Source organism: Bradyrhizobium sp. USDA 4452 (genome assembly GCF_054063575.1).
In genome coordinates, this window is sequence record NZ_JBSSGK010000001.1 from 3,830,377 (window position 1) to 3,850,495 (window position 20,119).

General features: G+C 65.2%; 17 protein-coding genes. 4 read left to right on the top strand and 13 right to left on the bottom strand.

Annotated elements, in window-relative coordinates; all coding sequences use genetic code 11:
• Positions 1-10: 10 nt before the first annotated feature.
• Genes ACVISU_RS18470 through ACVISU_RS18480 form a run of 3 tightly spaced genes read left to right on the top strand, consistent with a single transcriptional unit; the run spans position 11 to position 4,721 of the window.
• Positions 11-2,134 (top strand): ABC transporter permease, encoded by a 2,124-nt coding sequence (locus ACVISU_RS18470; RefSeq protein WP_050406097.1) that lies wholly within the window; start codon positions 11-13, stop codon positions 2,132-2,134.
• Positions 2,131-3,228, top strand: a complete 1,098-nt coding sequence (locus ACVISU_RS18475; RefSeq protein WP_456707872.1) for a hypothetical protein — start codon at positions 2,131-2,133, stop codon at positions 3,226-3,228. Before ACVISU_RS18470 ends, ACVISU_RS18475 begins: the two co-directional genes overlap by 4 nt.
• A complete protein-coding gene (locus ACVISU_RS18480; protein ID WP_050406095.1) occupies positions 3,225-4,721 on the top strand; it encodes a sugar ABC transporter ATP-binding protein in 1,497 nt (498 codons plus the stop codon). Before ACVISU_RS18475 ends, ACVISU_RS18480 begins: the two co-directional genes overlap by 4 nt.
• Positions 4,722-4,739: 18 nt before the next feature.
• On the opposite strand, the gene ACVISU_RS18485 is transcribed toward ACVISU_RS18480, so the two are convergent.
• From ACVISU_RS18485 to ACVISU_RS18525, 9 genes are all read right to left on the bottom strand, one after another.
• Complete coding sequence (locus ACVISU_RS18485) at positions 4,740-5,813, bottom strand: acyltransferase family protein (RefSeq protein WP_456707873.1); 1,074 nt, start codon at positions 5,811-5,813, stop codon at positions 4,740-4,742.
• 8 nt (positions 5,814-5,821) lie between these two features.
• Positions 5,822-7,000 carry a glycoside hydrolase family 5 protein gene (locus tag ACVISU_RS18490; RefSeq protein ID WP_456707874.1) on the bottom strand — a complete coding sequence of 393 codons (1,179 nt, stop codon included), beginning with the start codon at positions 6,998-7,000 and terminating at the stop codon, positions 5,822-5,824.
• 95 nt (positions 7,001-7,095) lie between these two features.
• Positions 7,096-7,986, bottom strand: a complete 891-nt coding sequence (locus ACVISU_RS18495; protein WP_063695488.1) for a methyltransferase domain-containing protein — start codon at positions 7,984-7,986, stop codon at positions 7,096-7,098.
• Positions 7,983-9,203, bottom strand: a complete 1,221-nt coding sequence (locus ACVISU_RS18500) for a glycosyltransferase family 4 protein (RefSeq protein WP_456707875.1) — start codon at positions 9,201-9,203, stop codon at positions 7,983-7,985. Before ACVISU_RS18500 ends, ACVISU_RS18495 begins: the two co-directional genes overlap by 4 nt.
• Positions 9,203-10,432, bottom strand: a complete 1,230-nt coding sequence (locus ACVISU_RS18505; protein ID WP_050406091.1) for a glycosyltransferase family 4 protein — start codon at positions 10,430-10,432, stop codon at positions 9,203-9,205. Before ACVISU_RS18505 ends, ACVISU_RS18500 begins: the two co-directional genes overlap by 1 nt.
• On the bottom strand, positions 10,429-11,244 hold the full coding sequence (locus ACVISU_RS18510) for a polysaccharide deacetylase family protein (RefSeq protein ID WP_456707876.1): 816 nt from the start codon (positions 11,242-11,244) through the stop codon (positions 10,429-10,431). The genes ACVISU_RS18505 and ACVISU_RS18510 overlap by 4 nt, the downstream gene beginning before the upstream one ends.
• Entirely contained in the window at positions 11,237-12,562 is a 1,326-nt protein-coding gene (locus ACVISU_RS18515) for an O-antigen ligase family protein (RefSeq protein WP_050406090.1), read from the bottom strand. The genes ACVISU_RS18510 and ACVISU_RS18515 overlap by 8 nt, the downstream gene beginning before the upstream one ends.
• The gene (locus ACVISU_RS18520; RefSeq protein ID WP_456707877.1) at positions 12,559-13,998 is read right to left on the bottom strand and encodes a GumC family protein; all 1,440 of its coding nucleotides are present in this window, start codon (positions 13,996-13,998) and stop codon (positions 12,559-12,561) included. The genes ACVISU_RS18515 and ACVISU_RS18520 overlap by 4 nt, the downstream gene beginning before the upstream one ends.
• 45 nt (positions 13,999-14,043) lie before the next feature.
• Complete coding sequence (locus ACVISU_RS18525; RefSeq protein WP_456707878.1) at positions 14,044-14,214, bottom strand: hypothetical protein; 171 nt, start codon at positions 14,212-14,214, stop codon at positions 14,044-14,046.
• 551 nt (positions 14,215-14,765) lie between these two features.
• Here ACVISU_RS18525 and ACVISU_RS18530 point away from each other — a divergent pair.
• Positions 14,766-16,112 (top strand): lipopolysaccharide biosynthesis protein, encoded by a 1,347-nt coding sequence (locus tag ACVISU_RS18530; RefSeq protein WP_456707879.1) that lies wholly within the window; start codon positions 14,766-14,768, stop codon positions 16,110-16,112.
• Here the strand turns inward: ACVISU_RS18530 and ACVISU_RS18535 are convergent.
• The 4 genes from ACVISU_RS18535 to ACVISU_RS18550 form a co-directional block, all read right to left on the bottom strand.
• Positions 16,035-17,033, bottom strand: coding sequence for a glycosyltransferase family 2 protein (locus ACVISU_RS18535; protein ID WP_456707880.1), 999 nt, complete (start codon positions 17,031-17,033; stop codon positions 16,035-16,037). The genes ACVISU_RS18530 and ACVISU_RS18535 overlap by 78 nt on opposite strands.
• A 13-nt stretch (positions 17,034-17,046) precedes the next feature.
• Positions 17,047-18,180 carry a GNAT family N-acetyltransferase gene (locus tag ACVISU_RS18540; RefSeq protein ID WP_456707881.1) on the bottom strand — a complete coding sequence of 378 codons (1,134 nt, stop codon included), beginning with the start codon at positions 18,178-18,180 and terminating at the stop codon, positions 17,047-17,049.
• Between the two features lie 392 nt (positions 18,181-18,572).
• Positions 18,573-18,947, bottom strand: coding sequence for a hypothetical protein (locus tag ACVISU_RS18545; RefSeq protein WP_456707882.1), 375 nt, complete (start codon positions 18,945-18,947; stop codon positions 18,573-18,575).
• Between the two features lie 125 nt (positions 18,948-19,072).
• Positions 19,073-20,011 (bottom strand): phosphatase PAP2 family protein, encoded by a 939-nt coding sequence (locus tag ACVISU_RS18550; protein ID WP_456707883.1) that lies wholly within the window; start codon positions 20,009-20,011, stop codon positions 19,073-19,075.
• Between the last annotated feature and the right edge of the window lie 108 nt (positions 20,012-20,119).

Here is a 20,119-nt window from a genome sequence, read left to right on the forward strand (position 1 = left end):
CCTTGCTGGAATGCCGATGCGCGACACCTTGACGAGCCTGCGTTACCGCTACTGGCCGGATCATCTCCTCGGCGAGATCCTGTCCAAGCGTTGGACCGAGACTGCCATTCCGGTGATCCTGCTCTTGATCGTCGGCTTCGCGCTGAGCCGCTCCATCGATCACTTCCTGTCGCCGGCGAGCCTTGCCGACACCGCGCGGCAGGCCGGCGAGATCGGCTTCATCGGGCTCGGCATGGCGCTGGTGGTCATTGTCGGCGGCATCGATCTGTCGGTCGGCTCGATCTTCGCGTTGACGGATTTCTGCGCGCTCTATCTGCTCGACGTGCTGAACTGGCCGGTGCCTGCGGTGGTGGTCGCCACCCTCGCCTGCGGCGCACTGCTCGGCGCGGTCAACGGCGTCCTGATCGGATACTTAAGGCTGCGCGCCTTCATCACCACGCTGATCACCCTGATCATCTACCGCTCCGCATTCGACCTCCTGATCCAGCGCTACTCCAACTCGATCGCCGCGGCCTTCCCCGACATCCCGTCCTGGAATTTCATCGGCGGCGGCGACGTGTTCGGCATTCCGAGCGTCGCCCTCGTCTACATCGCGATCGCGATCTTCGGCCATATCTTCATGACCCGGCTGCGCCCGGGCTGGCACATCACCGCGATCGGCGGCTCGCGCCGCTCGGCCTACAATTCCGGCATTCCGGTTCGCCGCACCATCGCGCTCTGCTACGTCGCGAGCGGCGTGCTCACCAGCATCGCCGCGCTGTTCTTCGCGGCACGGCTCGGCACCGTCGGCGGCGACATCGGCGTCGGCCTCGAGGTGATCGTGCTGACCGCGACCGTGCTCGGCGGCATCACGCTCGGCGGCGGCAAGGGCTCGGTCGCCAAATCGCTGGTCGGCGTGCTGATCGTGCTGCTGATCACCAACGGCCTGACCACGCTCAATGCGCGCGGCGGCATCAACCGCATGGCGCTCGCCGGCATCCTGCTGGTCGCCGCGATGGTCGACATCCGCTGGCAGAAGAACCGCACCCGCATCATCAGCAAGGTCTATGTCGCCCCGACCTATCACGCCTTGCCGCCGCCTCCACCGACCGAGATCGGCCAGGGCGGCCCGTTCGAGCAGAACGACAAGCTGCGCGACGTCGAGCTGATCGGCCTCGGCCGCATCGAGGCGCCGGAGGACGTGATCCTCGATCGCAACGACAATCTCTACGCCGGCTCGCGCCATGGCGACATCATGCGCTTCTTCGCGCCCGACTATCAGCGCATGGAGGTGTTCGCCCATATCGGCGGCCAGCCGCTCGGCATGGCGTTCGACCGGCAGGACAATCTCTATGTCTGCATCGGCGGCATGGGCCTTTACCGCATCGCGCCCGACGGCACCGTGGAGAAGGCGACCGACGAGACCAACCGCAGCATGCATTCGGTCAACGACGACAGCCGTTTGCGGCTGGCCGACGACCTCGACATCACCGACGACGGCCTGATCTTCTTCTCGGAAGCCACTGTACGCTACGAGATGGACGAGTGGCCGATCGACGGCCTCGAGGCCCGCGGCAACGGCCGCATCATCTGCTACGACACCAAGACCGGCGCCACGCATACGGCGCTGCGCGGCCTCAAATTCCCCAACGGCATCTGCGTCGCCAGCGACGGCCAGTCGATCCTGTTCGCCGAAACCTTCGGCTGCTCGATCAAGCGCTACTGGTTCGCAGGCGCCAAGAAAGGAACGGTCGAGGTGGTCATGGACAACCTGCCGGGCTACCCCGACAACATCAACCTCGCCTCCGACGGCAATTACTGGCTGGCGCTGGTCGGCATGCGCAGCCCCTCGCTCGACCTCGCCTGGAAGATGCCGGGCTTCCGCCGCCGCATGGCCAAGCGCGTCCCGGTCGACGAATGGCTGTTCCCGAACATCAACACCGGCTGCGTCGTCAAGTTCAACGAGCAGGGCAAGATCCTCGAATCGTTCTGGGACCTGCGCGGCGAGAACCATCCGATGATCACCTCGATGCGCGAGCACCGCGGCTATCTCTATCTCGGCGGCATCATGAACAACCGGATCGGCCGCTACAAGCTCGACAACGCCGACCCGAACTACGTGCAGTATGACAAGCGCTGGGGGAAAGCATCGTGATCGCGGCCGTCAGGGAATTCGCCAACCGCTTCCTCGGCCGCGGCGAGGCCACCATCACCGTGCCGTCGTTCGACGGCGCGCTGAAGCCGAACCAGAAACTGGAGGCCGCCACCACCTTGCTGGAGTGCGAGGCGCTCGAGGATCTCGCAACCGACGGCCGCAACCTCTATGTCGCTGACGGCCGGCGTCTGCTGCGCTTCGACGGCAGCACCGCGACCGAGCTGCGCAGCTTCGAGCAGCCGATCTCGGCGCTCTGCATGCTCTCGGACGGCGGCCTCGCGGTCGCGCTCGGCGGCCGCGAGGTACGCCTCTACGCCAATCCGTCCGCAGGCGAGCCCAGCGTGACGTTCAGCGACGCCGCCTTCAATGCGATCAACGCGCTCACGCTGACGGATGACGGGACCTTGATCGCGACCGACGGCTCGACAAGTTGCGGCGTCGACGACTGGGCGCGCGACCTGATGGAGCTGAACCGCAGCGGCCGCGTGTTCCGGCTCGATCCCAGGTCACGTTCGGTGAAGCCCGTGGCTGCAAAGCTCGGCTACGCTTTCGGCGCTTGCGCGCGCGGCGATGGCGTCCTGGTCAGCGAGAGCTGGCGGCATCGTCTCGTGCTGGTTGCGGATGGCAGGCCGCCGCAGATCGTGCTCGGCCACCTGCCGGTCTATCCATCGCGGCTGTCGAAGGCCGCGGGCGGAGGCTATTGGCTCACGGCGTTCACCGCACGCACCCAGCTGATCGAATTCGTGTTGCGCGAGCCGGCCTACCGGCGCCGCATGATGGCCGAGATCGACCCGGCCTATTGGGTGGCGCCGCGGCTGCGCTCGGGCTTCTCGTTCAAGGAGCCGATGCAGGGTGCGCACATCAAGACCATGGGCGTCATCAAGCCATGGGCGCCGCCGCGTTCCTACGGTCTCGTGATCCGGCTCGGCGAAGACGGCAAGCCGCTCTATTCGCTGCATAGCCGGGTCGACGGCGTCAATCACGGCATCGTCGCGGCGCTCGAGTTCGGCGGCGACCTCGTGCTGATCGCCAAGGGATCGGGCCGCGTGCTGAAACTGCCCCTCGCCGGGCTTGCCGAGGAGGTCGGTCGATGAGCGACACCGTGCTGTCCCTGCGCAAGGCCACCAAGCTCTATGCCGGCGTGCCCGCCATCGAGGGCGTCGATTTCGAGCTGCGCCGCGGCGAGATCCACGCGCTGGTCGGCGAGAACGGCGCCGGCAAGTCGACGCTGACCAAGGTGATGGCCGGCGTCGTGACGTTGACGTCGGGCAGCATGACGGTCGACGGCGCCGACGTCGCGCCGCGCACGCCGCTCGAGGCTCGCAATCTCGGCATCGCCATGGTGTTCCAGGAGAACAGCCTGGTGCCGACCATGACCGTGGCGCAGAACCTGTTTCTCGGGCAGGAGAAATTCTACAACCGGCTGCGCGGCATCTACATCGCCGCCCAGCAATTCCTGCAGTCGCTGAATTTCGACGTGACGCCGACCGCGACCGTGAGCGGGCTCGGCGCCGCCAAGAAGCAGATGGTCGAGATCGCGCGCGCGGTCCTGCACAAAGCCAAGGTCATTATTTTCGACGAGCCGACCGCGTCGCTGACGCCGGAAGAGAAGAAGTACTTCTTCGACCTCGTCCGCGACCTCAAGAAGCGCGGCGTCTCGATCGTCTTCATCTCGCATGCGCTGGAAGAGGCCTTGCTGCTCGCCGACCGGATCACCGTGCTGCGCGACGGCAAGCACGTCATCACCGACGACGCAGCGAAGTTCGACCGCGCCGCGATCGTACAGGCGATGGTCGGACGCGATCTCTCCAACACGCTATACGGCGCTAGAAAGTCCAGTGTGCGGCCGGCCGGCGCGCGCGTGCTCACGGTGCAGAATCTCAAGATGGCGCCGATGGTGAAGAACAATTCGCTGTCGGTGTTTGCCGGCCAGATCACCGGCGTGTTCGGCCTGGTCGGCGCGGGCCGCACCGAAACCTTCAAGATCGTATCCGGCGTGTTGAAGCGCGACTTCTTCCACGGCGGCGAGATCCTGCTGCACGACAAGCCGGTGCGCTACCGGGTGCCGGCGCCGGCGGTGAAGGCCGGCATCGCCTATGTCACCGAGGATCGCAAGGTTGAAGGCTTCTTCGAAACCGCCTCGATCGCCCGCAACATCTATCTCGGCCTGCTCTCGAAGTTTCCCGCCGGCCGGATGATGCTGTCCCGGCGCGAAGCCAACACGGTCGGCAAGACCTGGACCCAGCGGCTCAAGGTCCGCGCCATCGGCGACGAGGCCAGGGTGGTCGAGCTTTCGGGCGGCAACCAGCAAAAGGTGGTGATCGCCAAGTCGCTGGTGCAGGAGCCCGAGCTGATCATCTTCGACGAGCCGACCCGCGGCGTCGACGTTGGCGCCATTGTCGAGATCCACGAGCTGATCAATCAGCTCGCCGACGAGGGCAAGGCGGTGGTGGTGATCTCATCCTATCTGCCCGAGATCATGGCCCTCTCCGACCGCATCCTGGTCTCGCGCCAGGGCAAGGTGGTCGAGGAATTCTCCGCGCTCGAGGCCACCGAGGAGAAGATCATGTACGCGGCGATTCATTGACGCCGCCAACCACATGCATTACGGCCGGCTCGCCACGCCGTGCCGGAATACGATCGCGCGTCCGAACATGATCATCGGGCGCTCGACCAGCCGGTAGACCAGCCAGGATACCAGCAAGGTGAGGCCGGCGCAGACCAGCATGGTGGCGCTATCGCCGATCTGTCCGGTCAATGGCAGGAAGCGATAGACCGTCACGTTCACCGGCCAGTGCAGCAGATACATCGAATAGCTGATCAGCCCGATCCGCGACAGCAGCAGCGAACGCGGCCGGTCGAACCTGACGGCTGCCAGGAACACCACAAGGGCGAGCGCGTAGGCAGCGAGGACGGGCGTCAATCCCTCCATGATGAAATTGTCGCCGCGGGCCAGCGAGAACGCCGCAACCGACGGCACCCCGACGATTTGCGCAAGGACGAGCGCCAGCGCGGCAACGCTTGCGCCCGGCACCCGCTCGACCAGCCACAGGCGCAGCAGCAGGCCGATGAACAGGAACGAGAGGTGCATGCCGAGATACTGCACCGGCAGATTGGCGATGCCGTGGATGCGCAACTGGACCGGCAGCGCCGTCGCGATGACCAGCGCCAGGCTCAGGATCGACAGCACCCCGACACGTCTCAGCGTGCCGACCGAGAACAGCAGCGCGATGAGGACGTAGAACGCCAATTCGACGAACAGCGTCCAGTAGATCGGCGAAAGCCAGGGCTGGCCGAACAGCGCCGGCGCCATCGTCATGTTGGCGAGCACGGTCACCGCGCGCGGCGGCTCGCCGGCAAGCCACGCCATACTGGCAAGAACCGCGAGCGCAAGCCACAGTGCGGGATAGAGCCGGAACGCCCGCGAAACCGCGAATTGAAACAGCGGCCGTTCGCCGCCGATGCTGAACGGCACCACGAAGCCGCTGATCAGGAAGAACAGCGCCACGCCGAACCGGCCGAGGCTGACATTCTGGACCAGCAGATCGCCTGCCGCATTCATCGGCCCGGCGGCAGGCGGCGCTTGCCTGAGCAGGTCGCCGAACATGTGCTCGACCATGACGCCGAGCGCCGCGATCGCTCGCAATCCGTCGATATTGGCGTAGCGTTGCGGGGTCATGCCTGATCTCATGAAGGTGAGAGGCCGAGCGCGCTGCGCGTCGCCGGGTCGAAGCCGGGGCCGGTCTCGTTCTCGGCCAACGCGAAGCCGCCTGCCGCCAGATAGGTCCAGCACGACCAGGCGAAGCCGTATGTCTCGGCGAGCTCGCGCATGTCACGCAGCCAGCTCGTGCGTGCTGCCGCGCCCGCGGCAGTCTCTTCAAAGGGTGTTCTGTGCACGCCGAATTCCCCCAGCAGGATCGCTTGCACCGGCAGATTATTCGCGATGCGCCAGGCCGTGATCTGCTGAAACGTCCGCTCAAGCGTCGATCGATTGAAGCCGCAGCTGACATAGCTCGCGAGCGTCTGCCTGGCTTGCTGCGCAAGATCCAGCTCAGTGCCGGTGAGGCCGAGCGCCGTGATGCGCTGGTCGGTTGCCTGATTCATCGCATCGACCGACGCGGGCGCCGGATAGACGATGGCATCCAGTGCATAGGCGGGGCTGCCGGACACGCCCTGATGGGTGAACTGCCACGGCGAATAGTCGTGATAGGCAAAGATCAGGCGCGGATCGCCGGCAAACGGACTCATGCCGATTTGCGCCAGCGCACCGGGCGCGTTCATCGAGCCGCCGCCCAGCACGAGCGGCAGCGTCGCCGAACCGCTGCGCGCTGCCGCGTAGGCGGCCTCGAGCATTGGCTGCCACGTTGCGGCCGGTATCTCCGGTTCGTTCATCAATTCAAGCGCTATCCGCGGCGGCGCCGCACTGCCCTGCTCGGCAATGACCTGGCCCAGACGGCCGGCCAGACGGGCCAGCAATGCGAGCACGGCCTGGAATTTCGACGTGTTCACGCCTCCGGTCAGCTCCGAGGGCCGGTAGGCCGGATTCATCCCGCTCGGATGCATGTCCACGATCACGCCGAGATCAGCGGCGAGCAGATCGCGGACCGTGGTGACGACGAGATCGTCGAGCCGGTCACGGCTCGGGCCGTCAAACGCCAGGAAGGGACCGACATCGACCACCAGACGCACGAAGTCGAACCCCGCGGCCCGGATCGCCTGGCGCTGCTCCGCGCTGAACTGAAACCGCGGCGCGGAGAACGGCGGATCGACATAGGAGCCATTCGCTTGCACATCGGCCCATCCGAACGCATGCGCGACGCCGATGCCGCGACGGAAGTTGGGAATCGGGCTGACCGGATCGGCCACGGCCTGCAGCGTCGCAAACGGAGCAAGCATCGCGACGCCGGCGATGCTGCGGAGAACGGAACGGCGGCTGGTCACGGCGTTTCTCCCGATGGTGGTCAACCGTCAAACCAGCCGGGATGGCGCGCCGTCAGCGCACCATCGAGCACGATCATGTCGCCCTGGCCCGCAAACGGCGCGGCGAGACCGGCGAGCGAGATGTCGCGAAGCGCGGGATCGACGGTTCGCGATGGCACGAACCGAACGTCGCCCCACGCCTGCGCCTTGAAGGCTGCGATGTAGTCGGCAGGGCGCAGCCGGTTCGGTTGTCCGGGAAAGCGGAACAGCCGGTAGATCGCCTCGGGATAGCGATAGATGTTGTTGGGGTCCTGCTCGCGAATCCAGCGTGAATGCGTCTGCAGGTCGATGATGTGGATCGCCTCGCAGCCCGGCCGGGCGACCTGCGTCAGGCCGGCAACGGCATCCGGAACGCTGTCATAATGCTCGAACGCCGCGCAGCTCACGATCAGATCGAAGGTCCGTCCGCCGGCGAGGCCCGGGATGTCGAAGTCCGGTCCGACCGCATAGCTGAATTCGCGGGCACCGGGCGTCGATGTGACGACGCGTGCGCGCGCCCGGTCCGCCTCGGTGCCTCCAGCGAAGCGGTCGAGCAGCAGCTCGTAGAACACGGGATCCTCGTCGCCGGCGAGGTTGAAGACGTCGATGGCGTGATACGATCGCGCACCCATCGCAAGGAACAGCACCCCGTTGCCGCGCGACGCGCCGGGACTGAGCTCCAGCACGTCGCGCCCGCGCAGATCGAACTCCGGCGGCATGAAGCGGCGGAGCGAGCCGAAAATGTCGAGCAGATAGGCGATCTGGCCCTCGACGTCGGATTTCGACACGGCGTTCGGCGTGGCGTAGCCACGCAGCTTGGCCTTGCTCCAGGCAAGGCCGAGGAAACCGAGGCCGAGCACCGTCATCTCGAATTGCCGAAGCGCTAGCGTCATTGCCGGCCCCCGAAGCCGAGATGGTTCTTGAGGTCGGCACCGCCGCGATGCGCACGGCCGGGTTTGCTGGCAGCCACAGCGGTCTCGTAAACCTCGATGGTACGGTCGACGATCGGGTTCCAGCCGAAGCAATCGAGGGCGTGCGCGGCACGTTCGCCCCGTTCAGGCGCGCTGTCGGGCGCGGCAAGCTTCAGCCGGATGGCCGCCGCGAGCGCGTCGAGGTTGCCCAACGGAAAGTAGCTGTCCGGCCCGAGATTGAGCGCGAGATTGGCATCGATATCGCTCGCCAGACACGGCACCCCGTGGCTCAGCGCCTCGAGCAACACCATCGGCATGCCTTCGTGGCTCGACGGAAGCACGAACAGCGCCGCGTTCCGGTAGAGCTGGGCAAGGCTCTCGCCGGACTGGAAGCCGGTCATCACCACGCCCGGCGTCACCGCGGCCGCCCTCTCCACCGCGCCCAGATAGCTGCCGTTGTGATCGGCCGTGCCGACGATGATCAACTTCCTGTCGGGATCGCCCAAGCGCGCGAAGGCATCGATCAGATCGAGTTGCCGCTTTTCCTCGACGATTCGGCCGACGCACAGGATGTAGCGGTTCGGGATCACCTCGATATAGTCGAGATAGGAGGTCCCGAGTTTTGGAGCATTGCTCTCGACCCCGTTCGGAATGAAGGTCGCCGCAACCCCAAACCTGGTACGCACCGAATCGACGATGCTCTTGGCTACGCCAATACGGGCGTGGGCAAACTTCATTCCCATCCATTCACCGGTGCGCAGCACGGACTTCGCGATCCATCCCCATTTCTGGCGCTCGTAGTCGAAGCCGTGATGCGTCACCACGACGCGGAGGCCGAGCAGGCGGGCAAGCGGCGTGAGAAGCGCGGGCCCGATCGCGTGGATATGAACGAGATCCGGATTGCGACGGGCGGCGGCAAACAGGCCCAGAGCGGTATGCAGCAGCGCTTCGACGTTCTTTGAGCGCGGCGTCCAGACCGGCGTTACCACGACGTCTTTCCAGACATAAGGCTCCGGCGACGGAAGGTACGGCTTGCGACCGAGCACCTCGACCCGCCAGCCGCGCTGCGCGATGCGCACCGCGAGCGCGGCGACGTGGGTTTCGACCCCGCCCTGAATCTCCGGGATGCCGCGCAGACCGAGGAAGATCACCTTTCGCGGCGGGCGATCTGTTTCACCGGCTGGTATCAGCGTGTACATCAGTGCACCACCGTCTCGTAGAGTGCCGTCGTGCGGTCGCGGTACTTCTCGGGAGAGAATTCCCGTAGCACCCAGTCGCGGCCCGCGGCCCCGAGCCGGTTTCGCCCTGTGCGGGGAAGCTTCGCCATGCTGGCCATGGCTTCGGCCAGCATGCCGACATTGCCCGGTGGCACCAGCACGCCGGTCTTGTTGTGAACGATGAGCTCCGGGATGCCGCCGATCCGCGTGCCGATCACCGGACGTCCCAGCGCGTAAGCTTCAAGGATACTGATCGGTGCGTTCTCGTACCATTCGGAGGCGAGCACCAGGGCGCGCGATTCTCCGATCAGCTGCTTCAGCTCCGGCTTGGCCATATGGCCTGCGAAGACAACGTCGGCGCCGAGCTCGTACGCGAGCTCGCGCAAAGCCGGCTCTTCGGGGCCCTTGCCGACCAGGATCAGCCGCTGATGCGCGAGCGCGGCGGCACGCACCAGCGTGGCGAGCCCCTTCTCCGGCGCGAGCCTTCCCGCGTAGACGAAGTAATTCCCCTCGTGGCACCAGGGCGTGAACTGCTCGGCGTCGACGAAATTCGGGATGTAGGCGATGCGGCTCGCGTCCCAGCCCCACTGCACCAGCTTGTCGCGGTAGAATCGGCTCGGCGCGACGAGACAGTCGAGCGTGTCGCGGTAGAGGCCGAAGCTGCGATGGACCAGGGTCTCGAGGAAGACCAGCCCGCTCACCATGGCCGAGTCCTTGACGCAGCGGCGCAGCACCACGTTGTGGATCCGTCCGCCGCGGCAGCGCTCGCAGACTGCGCCCTGGCTCAGCATCTTGTAGGCGGGGCAAGCAAGCTTGAGATCGTGTGCCGTCATCACGACAGGCACGCCTTCGGCCTTGAGGACGTCGAAGATCGAGGGCGAGATGTGATGGTACACGTTGTGGGCATGGGCCACCGACGGCTGCACACGGCCGATCAGGGAGCGGATCTTGCGGCGCGCTTCCAGCGAGAAGATGATCTTGGCCGCCTGCCGGGCCTTCGTGATCGGCCCGTTGGTCCGGCCGTACTCGATCTCCGAGACGAAGTATTCGGACCACGGGCTCGGCAGGTTCTCGGGATGCTCCATCGCGAAGGGCACGACATCCCAGCCGGCTGCCGAGAACAGATCGATCTGGTCGAGGAACACGCTCTCGGCGCCGCCGCGCCGATAGAAGTAATTGTTGATGGCCAGCAGCCGGCGATTGCTCGTCATCGTGTACTCCCTCGAAGTCCCATGCGGTCGAGCGCGGCATCGACGGTCAACACGCAGCAGCCGCGCTCGACCGCGTGCGCGACCAGCCGCTCAAAGGCGGCCGGCGTGCTGCCATAAGGCGTCGGGGTCGGTGCGATGTCGTGCGTGAAGAAGATCAGCCAGCCTGGCTTCTCCACCACCGCGTCGATCCAGCCCGTCAATCCCGCCACATGAGTCTCCGGCTGGCGAATCTCGACGGCCTTGAGAAAGCTCGGGTCGGTCGGCCCGCGGTTGATCGCCTCGCCGCCTGCGCGGCAGGTCCGGTACGAATGGGCCAGTATCTGCAGTTTGCCGAGACACCCGCTGTTGTAGGGATAGGCAAAATTGCGCCGGCCCGGACGCCGATCGATCGTGTCGAGATAGCGCGCATTCCGCGCGAGGTCCGCGACGAAGGCGGGGCGATCGACATGCCTGATATCCTGATGGCCAAAGGTGTGGCAGCCGATCTCGTGACCGCGTGCAGCGAGCTCCCTGCAGCCTGCAGAGTCGATCAGGGTACGATCCGGCTCGACGCGTCCCGCGAGGCCGCCGGAGATGTAGAATGTGCCGCGCACGCCGCGCGCTTCCAGGATCGCTGCACCGACGCGGAGTGCGGAATCCGGCACATCGTCGAACGTGAAGGAGACGATCGGCGTCCGGGTCTGCACCTGCATGACCTGCCATGGCGTCGCCCGGATCAAGCGATTGGTCAGACGGCCCGCGAACCGGTCGATCGCCCCCGGCAGGCGTGACGTAATTTCCGGCGCGCGCCGTGCGACGGCGGGGCTATGCATGGGCGGTCTCCCCGACATGCATCGCGGTTTCCGTCTCGCGAATCTCGTGCGCGCTCGCCTGCAGGCGCAGGCCGAAGATCGAGACAACCACCATGAACCAGGCGAGACTGCCGGACTGGAAATACAGGCTCTCGACGCAGGCCGTAAGCACCCCGTAGAGCCAAATGCGGGTGAACAGTCGGGTCAGCGCGGGATCGTTGTCGCACGCCTCCGCGCGCAACACGTCACGCAGCGGCAGCCAGACGAGCAGCGCCAAAGTGAGAATGAGACCCGGGATGCCGGTCGTGATCGCGGCATCGAGATAGGCGTTGTGCGCGTTGAAGGCGGCGACGGCCCAGCTCGCGCCGCCCCCCGCCTTGTAGACCATCTCGTCGGTCTGCCAGAACAGCTGGAATCCGTAGCCGGTCAGCGGCCTGTCGGCCACCGCGGATGCGCCGACGCGCCAGATGTCGATCCGATTGGTGAAGGTCGGGTCGACCCCGAGGCTTGAGACCAGTTCGCGCATCGCCGGCGAGATCGAGCAGCCGATGGTGACGACGTTGACTGCGGCGATCGCCAGAAACACCATCGGGATCCGGATCGCCCGCCACCGCTCGAAGATCCAGGCGATCACCAGAATGCCGGGCAGCGCCGCGGTCGACGATTTGCCGCCGGTCTGGGTCAGGAACACGACCGCCAGCAGCGTGATCGCGCCGCCGACGATACGGCGGCCGGTGCTGTACAAATAGAGCCCGGCGAAGCTGATGATCACCATCGCCGCGGCTGCCGCGTTCTTGTGCGCGAAATGACCGCGCCATAGCCCGGCGTTCATCGGCTCGCGCACCTCGCTCGCCTGGTGGATCGCAAGCTGCGGCCACAGCGCGACGCCGATATAGGCGAACGCCAGCGTCCCGAGGCAGCACATCGACAGCATGCCGGCGAACTGCCGCTCCGAGCGCGGCAGCAGCAGCAAGATGCCGGCGTTGACGATCGTCAGCGTCGCCAGCACGACGCGCTTCAACGCAAGGTCGGGATGCGCCGAAATCGCCGAGACGAACGCAAACCACAGCAACGTCATGATCAGGACGCCGCGCGGACGCACCGCGAGATGACGCGCCGGTGAACTGATGGCGGTCAGCCACAAGCTCGCGGTCAATCCGAGGAAAACGATCTGATTGATGGTGTTCGACTTGTCTGCCGCCGGATCGCCGGCATCGGCCGCCGACAGGTCGATGAATGGGGTCAGCGTGATCAGATAGAACAACAGCGTCGCCACGAACAGCGGTGGCCCCAAGACCCCGATCGCTCCACCCTCGCGCATATCGCCCGATGTCGTCATGCCGCCCTGCTCCTGGCGAAACGAAGTGCGTCGAGATAGAAGATGCCGGCGAGTGCCGCTGCGCAAAGCAGCAGGCCCAGCGCGGCGCCGGCGGCGGTGGCGATGATCGGACGCGGTGGCCAGGTCGGGCGCAGCGGCGCGACGGCCGGGGAGATCACACGCACGTCGGTTGCATCGATCTGTTGCCGCTCGGCGGCCTCGCCTGAGCGCGTCAGGAAGGTCTGGTAGAGCGCGGTCTTGGCGCTTGCCTCGCGCTCGAGTTCGCGCAGCTTGACCTGGGCCTGGTCGTCGACCGACACGTTGCCCCGCAAGGTGCGCGTCTCTTCGTTCAACGTGTCGAGCGCCACCTTGGCCTGGTCGACCTCAAAGCGGGCGGCACTGCGCAGCCGCTCGGTCTCGGACTTGATCGCCTTGGTGAGGGCATCGGATTCGGCCATCGCATTCAGCATGGCGGGATGGCGCGGACCCAGGGTCTGGGTGAGGGTCGCGATCTGCCGGCGCAGAGCCGCCTCGTCGGTGAGCAAGCCGGACAACGTTTGCGACTGCACGGCTCCGGCCTGCACGCCATAGAGCGACACTGCGCGCGAGACCTCGTTGTAGCGGGCCTCCGCCTCGGCGAGCCGCGCCTTCGCATCGGTCATCTTCCCGCTCATCCGCTCCATGGCTTCGGAGCTCAGCGGCTGCCCGGACGGCCCTTGCTGCAGGCCGTGAGCGCGACGGAAGGCTTCGGTGCGGTCTTCGGCCTCGGCCGCCGCGGCTTTGAGCTCGCCCAGCCGCGCCGCCAGCCCCTCCGCCGCGCGCCCGGCCCGCTCGGCGTCGGCGCGAACGACCTCTTCGCGGAACGTCGTGGCGATGGCGTTCGCAAGTCGTGCCGCCATCGCAGGCTCGCTCGCCCAGACCGACATCGTCACGACATAGGAACGCTCTTGTCGCGTCACCTTGATGCGCTTGGCGAGCAAGCCCATCAGGTCGTTGCGTTCGGCGGCGTCGGATGCACCGCGGTCGAACAGCCAGCTGAAATTGAGCAGGCGCATCTTGTCGGCGAATTCCGGATCGTTCCTGAGGCCGAGCTTGTCGATGACGCGGCGCAGGACATTGCCGGAGGTGATGGTCCGCATCTTGCTCTCGACGTCCAGGATCTGGCTGTCGGTCTGGATGTTCGTCGCGTAGAGATCGTTCGGCGTGACCAGCAGATTGGACGGCGAAATCGTCAGCTCCGTGATCGCGGTGAAGCGGGGCGTTACGAGTTGCGTCGCACCGAGGCCGGCGATCGCACCGGCGAGAACGGCAACCAGAATCCAGCGCCAGCCCTGCAGCAGAACGCCTGCCACTTGCATCGCGCTGATCACGACCGCAGGAGCGGAAGCCGCTGCGCTCATCTTGCGATAGGCTGCATCGCTTCGCCGTGACCTGCTGTTGTCGGTTGCTGTGTACATATCAGGTCACTTCACTGGGAGGGCTGCCGGTCGAGCGGGTTCGGCCTAGTTGCGGCTGGACGAGGCGTCGCCGACGGAAACCACGCTGCCATTGTTCAGCGCGAGCAATGCGGAGCCGGACGGATCGATCGTGTCGTCATGCAGCACGCGTCCGTTGATGAGTCTCTCGACGTTTCGAGCAGCGACCCGGGCCAAATCGTTCATGGCGACCTCCATGTTCTGTCCCGAGCAGTGATTGCGCTCGGCTCGGCCCACTATCCTCCTCTCGAAAGTCGAGACAACCTTGAGTGGCTTTTAGAGTTAGGTGTTAGCGTTAACCTTACTATCAATCTGTTGAATGGAAGCATGCGAGCTGATGGGCTCATAAAAGATGATGGCCGACGGCTTGCTTATGGAAATCCAACAATCAACCTTCAATTGAATCGATGAGCACGCGGCCTTCGCAAACGGCGCGGTGCGCGGATGAACATCGCTTCTGTCACGAAGCTGAGAGACGGTCGAAGGCCCGAGCGTCCGCGATCAACGCGCCGCATCAGACTTCGCACACGGCAGATCGCCGCCTTCGCGAGTGTCACTCGCGCGTCGCCGACGACAACCCAACGACCCGCCGCGCCGACGTTAACGTCAATCTTCGAACGGCGCGCAGCTCACGATACGTGGCGCATGCGAGCCTGATAGAGTGCCGTGGGGATCGACCGCCAACCAGAGGCCGTGGATCATTGCGACACATCAGTGCCGTTAGCCGCACATTCTCGACGGCCACGCCGATGATCGTCAGCTATCTGCTGTCGAGCGGATCGCTGGCGGCGGCGAGCCTTGCGCAGCTCGTGACCTTTGCGATCCTGGCACGTGCGCTCGGGCCGGCCGAATTCGGCCTGTTCGTGCAGATATCGGCGGTGACCGCGATCGCGGTGCAGATCTGCGGCCTCGGCGCCTCCGACTGCCTGCTGCGCAGGGTGGCGCGCGAGCCCGCGAGCTATCCCGATCTGCTCGGCCACAATCTTCTCCTGATCGGGCTCACCGGCGCCGTGCTTGTGCTCGCCGGCGTTGCGACGACGGCGTCGTGGATTCGCATGGTCTCCGGTTCCCCGATCGCCATCTCGACCGTTGCCCTGCTGTTCCTCGGCAACGTCGTGCTGGTCCGCCTGATCCTTCTGGTCGAGACCGTGTTCCTTGGTCTCGGCCAGGTTCGCTCGGCAAATCGCTCGGTGGTGGGTTTTGCAATCGCACGCACGGCCACCGCCGCGCTTGCCTGCATCGTGTTCCATACATCGAGTTTGGCGGAATGGGCGGCGTGGCAGTTCTGCGGACACTTGCTCTATGCACTGGTGGGACTGATGTGGCTGCGGCCGCTTGGCCGGCCACGGTTCAGGATCGTGCGCGAGGAGCTACGCAACGGCATTCTGTTCAGCTCCCAATTCGTCGTTCGCGCGATCCGGTCCAACGTCGACCTGTTCGTGATCGGCCTGTTCATGCCGATCGAGACGGTCGGCAGCTACGGCGTCGCCCGCCGCATCATGGACAGCAGTTATCTCTCGATCGACGCTTTCAACCGCCTGATCTATCCGCGCTTTGCGCGGGCCAGCCGCGACGGCCTGCATCTGGCGCTCTCCGCAGCGAAGCGCGCCCTGATTGCGGCCATCGGCCTCGGTGTTGCGACATTCCTCATCCTGTTCGTGCTGGCGCCCGAGCTGCCGCGGCTGTTCGGCCGCGAGTACCGCGATCTCGCGTTCTTCGTGCGCTGCCTGTCCGGCACGGTTGTCCTGATCGGTGGCTGGGCGGTCGCGATGGACTTGCTGGGAGCGTCGGGACGGCAGGGCGTACGCGCACTGATCCTGAACAGCACCAACATGGTGGGCAGCGGCCTCATCGCAGCCGCGACGTGGATCGCCGCACCGATCGGCACGTTCGTCGCGCTCTACGTGATCGAAGGATCGCTGGTCGTCTCCGGCTGGCTGGTTCTGCTACGGCTGGCGGGCCGCAGCGGCCAGGAGATGGGCCATAACGCGGACAAAGCCGGCACGACCGTTGCGCCGTCAGGGAATGTCCTGCACGATGCGGCTGTCGATCCAGTCCGCCGGAGCCTCCCGGCCGTGGAAGAAGCCGAGCGGTAACGCTGCGGCGTGAAACAGCCACGCGACGACAGCATAGAGACCAAGTGATAGGCTGCGTTGGCGCGCGCTCATCAACGCCATGACGCCTGCGATGATGGCCGCATCGATCGCGAGCCCCCATCCGGGATGCGACGTCAGGAACGGCAGCACGGCCATCACGGCCAGCCACAGATAGACTGCGCCCCACAGCTTCAGCTCGGGCAATTCCTGCACCAGCTGCTTCCATTGCGGCTTGCCGAACGCCGCCCGCAAGAGCTCCCCGATCCCGCGCAGATAACCCGACTTCCAGCGCCGGACGAGCAGCGCATAGGCGTTGATCGCATGTCCAAAATGCCGGACGAAGCTGCGGTCGAGACGGTGCAGCGTCCAGCCGCGCGCGCGCAACCGCACGCCGAGATCGAACTCCTCATAGCCATGCAGGTTACGGTCCGACAGATATCCGACCTGCTCGATGGCCGCCCGTCGATAGAGACCGCCGCCGTTCATGCGGTCGATTTCGCCGATCCGGTTCTCCGGCGAGATCCTGCGGCCGCGCCGCACATATTCTAGACTGGTGTCGTTCATCTCGACGACATGCCCCGTAACGCCGGCGACGCCCGGATGGTCCGCGAGAAAGGCGAGCGCGTCGGGCAGGAAGCCGGGATCAAGCAACATGTCGCCGTCCATCAGGCAGATGAACGGCTCGTGGCTGTACTGGAAGCCAAGCTGCGGACCGATGCCGCAACTCGGCGCGATCGCAGGTTCAAGCTGCACGATGCGGACGGGGTATCTGGCCGCGACGGCGACCGTCCGGTCGCGTGAACCGCCGTCGGCCACGATGACTTCGCCGCCGATACCCTCGAGCGCCGCCAGCACGCTCTCGATCGCCGGGCCGATCCGCGCCTCTTCGTTGAGTGCCTTGAGGATGACCGATACCGACATCTCAGCAGCGGCCTCAGTGGAAATCGGACATCAGCCGGCTCCAGTCTTCGCTGGCGAGGCCACCAACGAAGATGTCGCCGCGCGCGACGGCATCGTTTGCGTCGGGCAGCCGTGTAAGCACCACCGCGAAGGCCTTGTGCCGGAAGACGAGCCAGCGTTGCAGCGACAGTCCTGCCATCAACGCGGGGTGCGCGCGACCGCGGGCTTCGACGTGGCCGGAGCTTTCGAGATAATGGAACATCGCGTTCAGCACGACGATCTCCTGGCCGCGGTGCGACAGCACATTGAGAACATGCGCTGTCCGACCTGGTGCCGCGTAGTAGACGAAACAACCGATCAAGGTGCCCGCGCGGTCTTCGACCGCGCGAATCGTGAACGCGCCGTGCGTTGTGTTCTGCGCCGCGAGCGATACCAGCCAGCCGAGTTCCTCTTCCGACCACAGGGGTCGAACTGCATAGTGGGCGATGAACCCCGGCGCCTGCTCAAGAAAAGCCTTGACGGACATGTCCGTGACCTTGGCACCGCCGTGCTCCACTGCGTTCTTTTCGCTGAAGCGGCGCAATAGCAACGCGTCGATGGGGCGCGCGAACGTCGCAAGACCAAGGCTCCTGCCGCGAAAGAACCGGTCTCCAAGACGGCCGGCCAGCGCACCTAAGGGACGAAAGCTACGCGTCCATTCCAGATTGTGTGCGGGGATCGGCTTTGCACCGATTGCCTGCCAGTGATTAAAGGTGGTGGGCGAAGCCGTGTCGCTGAATTGAATGTCGGGACGCCTCGGCCGCAAGGTCAGAACGAGCTGCGCCGCACCGCCAGCCTCCTTGTCCGTCATCAGTGTACAGACCAATCGGCCAGGCACGACGGTGCCGCAAGCGATGAAGCGCATCGGCACCGCGAGCATCGCACTTGGGATGCGCCCGTCCAGCTGCTCGTAGATATACGCGCCCGTCGCTTCGCTATAGGACGGGGCCTCCAGGGTGATCGCCTTCAGATAATTCTGAAGGTCCAAATCCGCCGGCCGGTCTGAGCCCCTGTAAATCTTCATAAAGAGTCGGGCGACCGCAGGTACATCCGCAGCGGTCATCGGCCGGACCGCCCCCTTGCGCGGTGGCCGCGCATCAACCGCCGCTTGCTGCTCGGGTGCCTGCATCTAGCCCACCGAGATTGGCGGACGCGCTCGTGCGTCACGCGGGTGGCTGGCCTGGAAAGCAATATGCGCCGTCGAGTTCAGCATGCTTCGCCACTTGGTCTGTGTCCAATCGCAGCGGCGTCGCCGGACGCCAGTATCAATGATCTTCAAAGAGCCGAAGCAAATCGAGAGTGTTAACCCCGATTGCGCCAACCGAGGCGCTCGTCCTGCGGCGACCCTCCAACTTCACGCGGGAGCCGTCAAGAAATTCAACTAGTGGAGGTTAATGGGCGCGCCGGGCAGCGTTCCATGACGTCGGCATGACCGCGCGATCCGGTTGCGCAATTCGTTCCGGCACCGCTCAAGCATGCGAGGGAGCGGGAAGCCGCGCCCGCTGCGATCCGGGTCACATGCTACTTTGGAGCGATCGTTCCAGTTACCTTCAGTCTCGCCGACCTCACCCAACCCGAGACGTCGTTGCCGGTCCCTGGATTGAGATACATCACCGACGACCAGCCATCATCGGTTTGCGCATAGGCGACGAGCTCGTCATTCGGAATGACGAACACGCCGCTGATCGGGCAGCGAAGATTCGGCGCCGAGTAGAATTGCAGCCGTCCCTTGCCCGTCACCACATTGGCGAGCGGCGGCGACAGCATCGGGACGCGGCTGGTGCCCGCCCGCGGCTCCTTGCAGCTCGACGGCGTCTGCGCGTGCGCGGCCGCCCCCAGGGCCGCCACGATCACGGCGCTGCAGGCGATGCAGGCAAGCACGGTCCTGTCCGACATCACCCGATCTCCAGACTGCTGGACGCGATCATCGGTCATTCCAGAGTGTTTGTCGCCGGACGGGGCGGTCAGGTTCTGCGAGCCAGAACGTTTTCGAGCGAAGCGGATACCGGTTCGCGTCGGCTCTAGGACGAAAGTCTGCGCGTCCGCAGCACGAGCACGGCCGCAGGCACGGTGGCCAACCCCACGACAATATCGCTCAAATGGTGACCGCCGGCGCTCAGCGCCGATATGATGACGAGAACGTTGAGCGGGAGAAAGACGGCAAACAGGAAAGTGCCCCGGCTCGTCAGGATGAGGATCAGCGCAAGCGCTGCATGGAACGAGGGAAATTGAATGATGCCGTTGATCCTGGCCAGATCGATGACCTTCATGGATCCATCGCGGATCGCATAGAAGTCAGACAAATAATAGGCGCTTGTCAAATGCGCCACACCGTAATGTGCCCAGGCCCCCTCCGCAGGCAACACCATCGACAACGGAAGAATCATCAGCAGCGTGATCACAAAGAGCCAGGCGAGCTCTCTTGCCCCCTCGAGCTTTCCGACGGTGTTCAGCACGACCAGCAGGATGCCGAACTGAATGAAGAGGGTATCGTAGATGATATCGAGCGACCAGCCGATGTCGGGATGCTCCAGTTTCACCCAGTTGAAGAAGGCGAGCCAATCGAAGCCGATCGCGGCATCGGTCGCCGCGAGCGCGTTGTCGACCAGAGGAAATGCGGCGGACGCAGCAAGATAGCTGAGAACGGTCCCGACATTGGTGAACGCAACCAGCTGCGCGCAGGTGAGGGCAAATGACGCGATGCGTCTGTTAGGCCTGATCCTGGTGTAGACCACATTGAGGCCGACCAACGCCAGAAAGCCGACGGCGATCACAGGGTTGAATGAGACCCGAAGTCCCGACAGAACGAGCCCGGCAGCGGCAACTCCGGTGAGCGCGGCGATGATGATCCAGAGGTTCCTGGCCTCTGCGGCGTCAGAATATTGGTGAGGGGATACGCGCGCGGCCAGTGCTGAAATCGGGCCGGGCGCACAAGGTTGCACTCCGTCAATATCACCCATGGAACAGCTCTTATCGTTCTAGAATACCCGAACCAATGTCCCGCGCCGCACGCGGTTCTGTTTCATCGCGCTTGCAGCAGCATGCGCCGGACGACACCATCGCTTCGC

Bases quoted from the DNA above. Each gene is read 5' to 3' on its own strand.
- ACVISU_RS18470 (WP_050406097.1), top strand. From the start codon at position 11: ATGCCGATGCGCGACACCTTGACGAGCCTGCGTTACCGCTACTGGCCG.
- ACVISU_RS18480 (WP_050406095.1), top strand. From the start codon at position 3,225: ATGAGCGACACCGTGCTGTCCCTGCGCAAGGCCACCAAGCTCTATGCC.
- ACVISU_RS18485 (WP_456707873.1), bottom strand. From the start codon at position 5,813: ATGACCCCGCAACGCTACGCCAATATCGACGGATTGCGAGCGATCGCG.
- ACVISU_RS18495 (WP_063695488.1), bottom strand. From the start codon at position 7,986: ATGACGCTAGCGCTTCGGCAATTCGAGATGACGGTGCTCGGCCTCGGT.
- ACVISU_RS18500 (WP_456707875.1), bottom strand. From the start codon at position 9,203: ATGTACACGCTGATACCAGCCGGTGAAACAGATCGCCCGCCGCGAAAG.
- ACVISU_RS18505 (WP_050406091.1), bottom strand. From the start codon at position 10,432: ATGACGAGCAATCGCCGGCTGCTGGCCATCAACAATTACTTCTATCGG.
- ACVISU_RS18510 (WP_456707876.1), bottom strand. From the start codon at position 11,244: ATGCATAGCCCCGCCGTCGCACGGCGCGCGCCGGAAATTACGTCACGC.
- ACVISU_RS18515 (WP_050406090.1), bottom strand. From the start codon at position 12,562: ATGACGACATCGGGCGATATGCGCGAGGGTGGAGCGATCGGGGTCTTG.
- ACVISU_RS18520 (WP_456707877.1), bottom strand. From the start codon at position 13,998: ATGTACACAGCAACCGACAACAGCAGGTCACGGCGAAGCGATGCAGCC.
- ACVISU_RS18525 (WP_456707878.1), bottom strand. From the start codon at position 14,214: ATGGAGGTCGCCATGAACGATTTGGCCCGGGTCGCTGCTCGAAACGTC.
- ACVISU_RS18530 (WP_456707879.1), top strand. From the start codon at position 14,766: ATGATCGTCAGCTATCTGCTGTCGAGCGGATCGCTGGCGGCGGCGAGC.
- ACVISU_RS18535 (WP_456707880.1), bottom strand. From the start codon at position 17,033: ATGTCGGTATCGGTCATCCTCAAGGCACTCAACGAAGAGGCGCGGATC.
- ACVISU_RS18540 (WP_456707881.1), bottom strand. From the start codon at position 18,180: ATGCAGGCACCCGAGCAGCAAGCGGCGGTTGATGCGCGGCCACCGCGC.
- ACVISU_RS18545 (WP_456707882.1), bottom strand. From the start codon at position 18,947: ATGTCGGACAGGACCGTGCTTGCCTGCATCGCCTGCAGCGCCGTGATC.
- ACVISU_RS18550 (WP_456707883.1), bottom strand. From the start codon at position 20,011: ATGGGTGATATTGACGGAGTGCAACCTTGTGCGCCCGGCCCGATTTCA.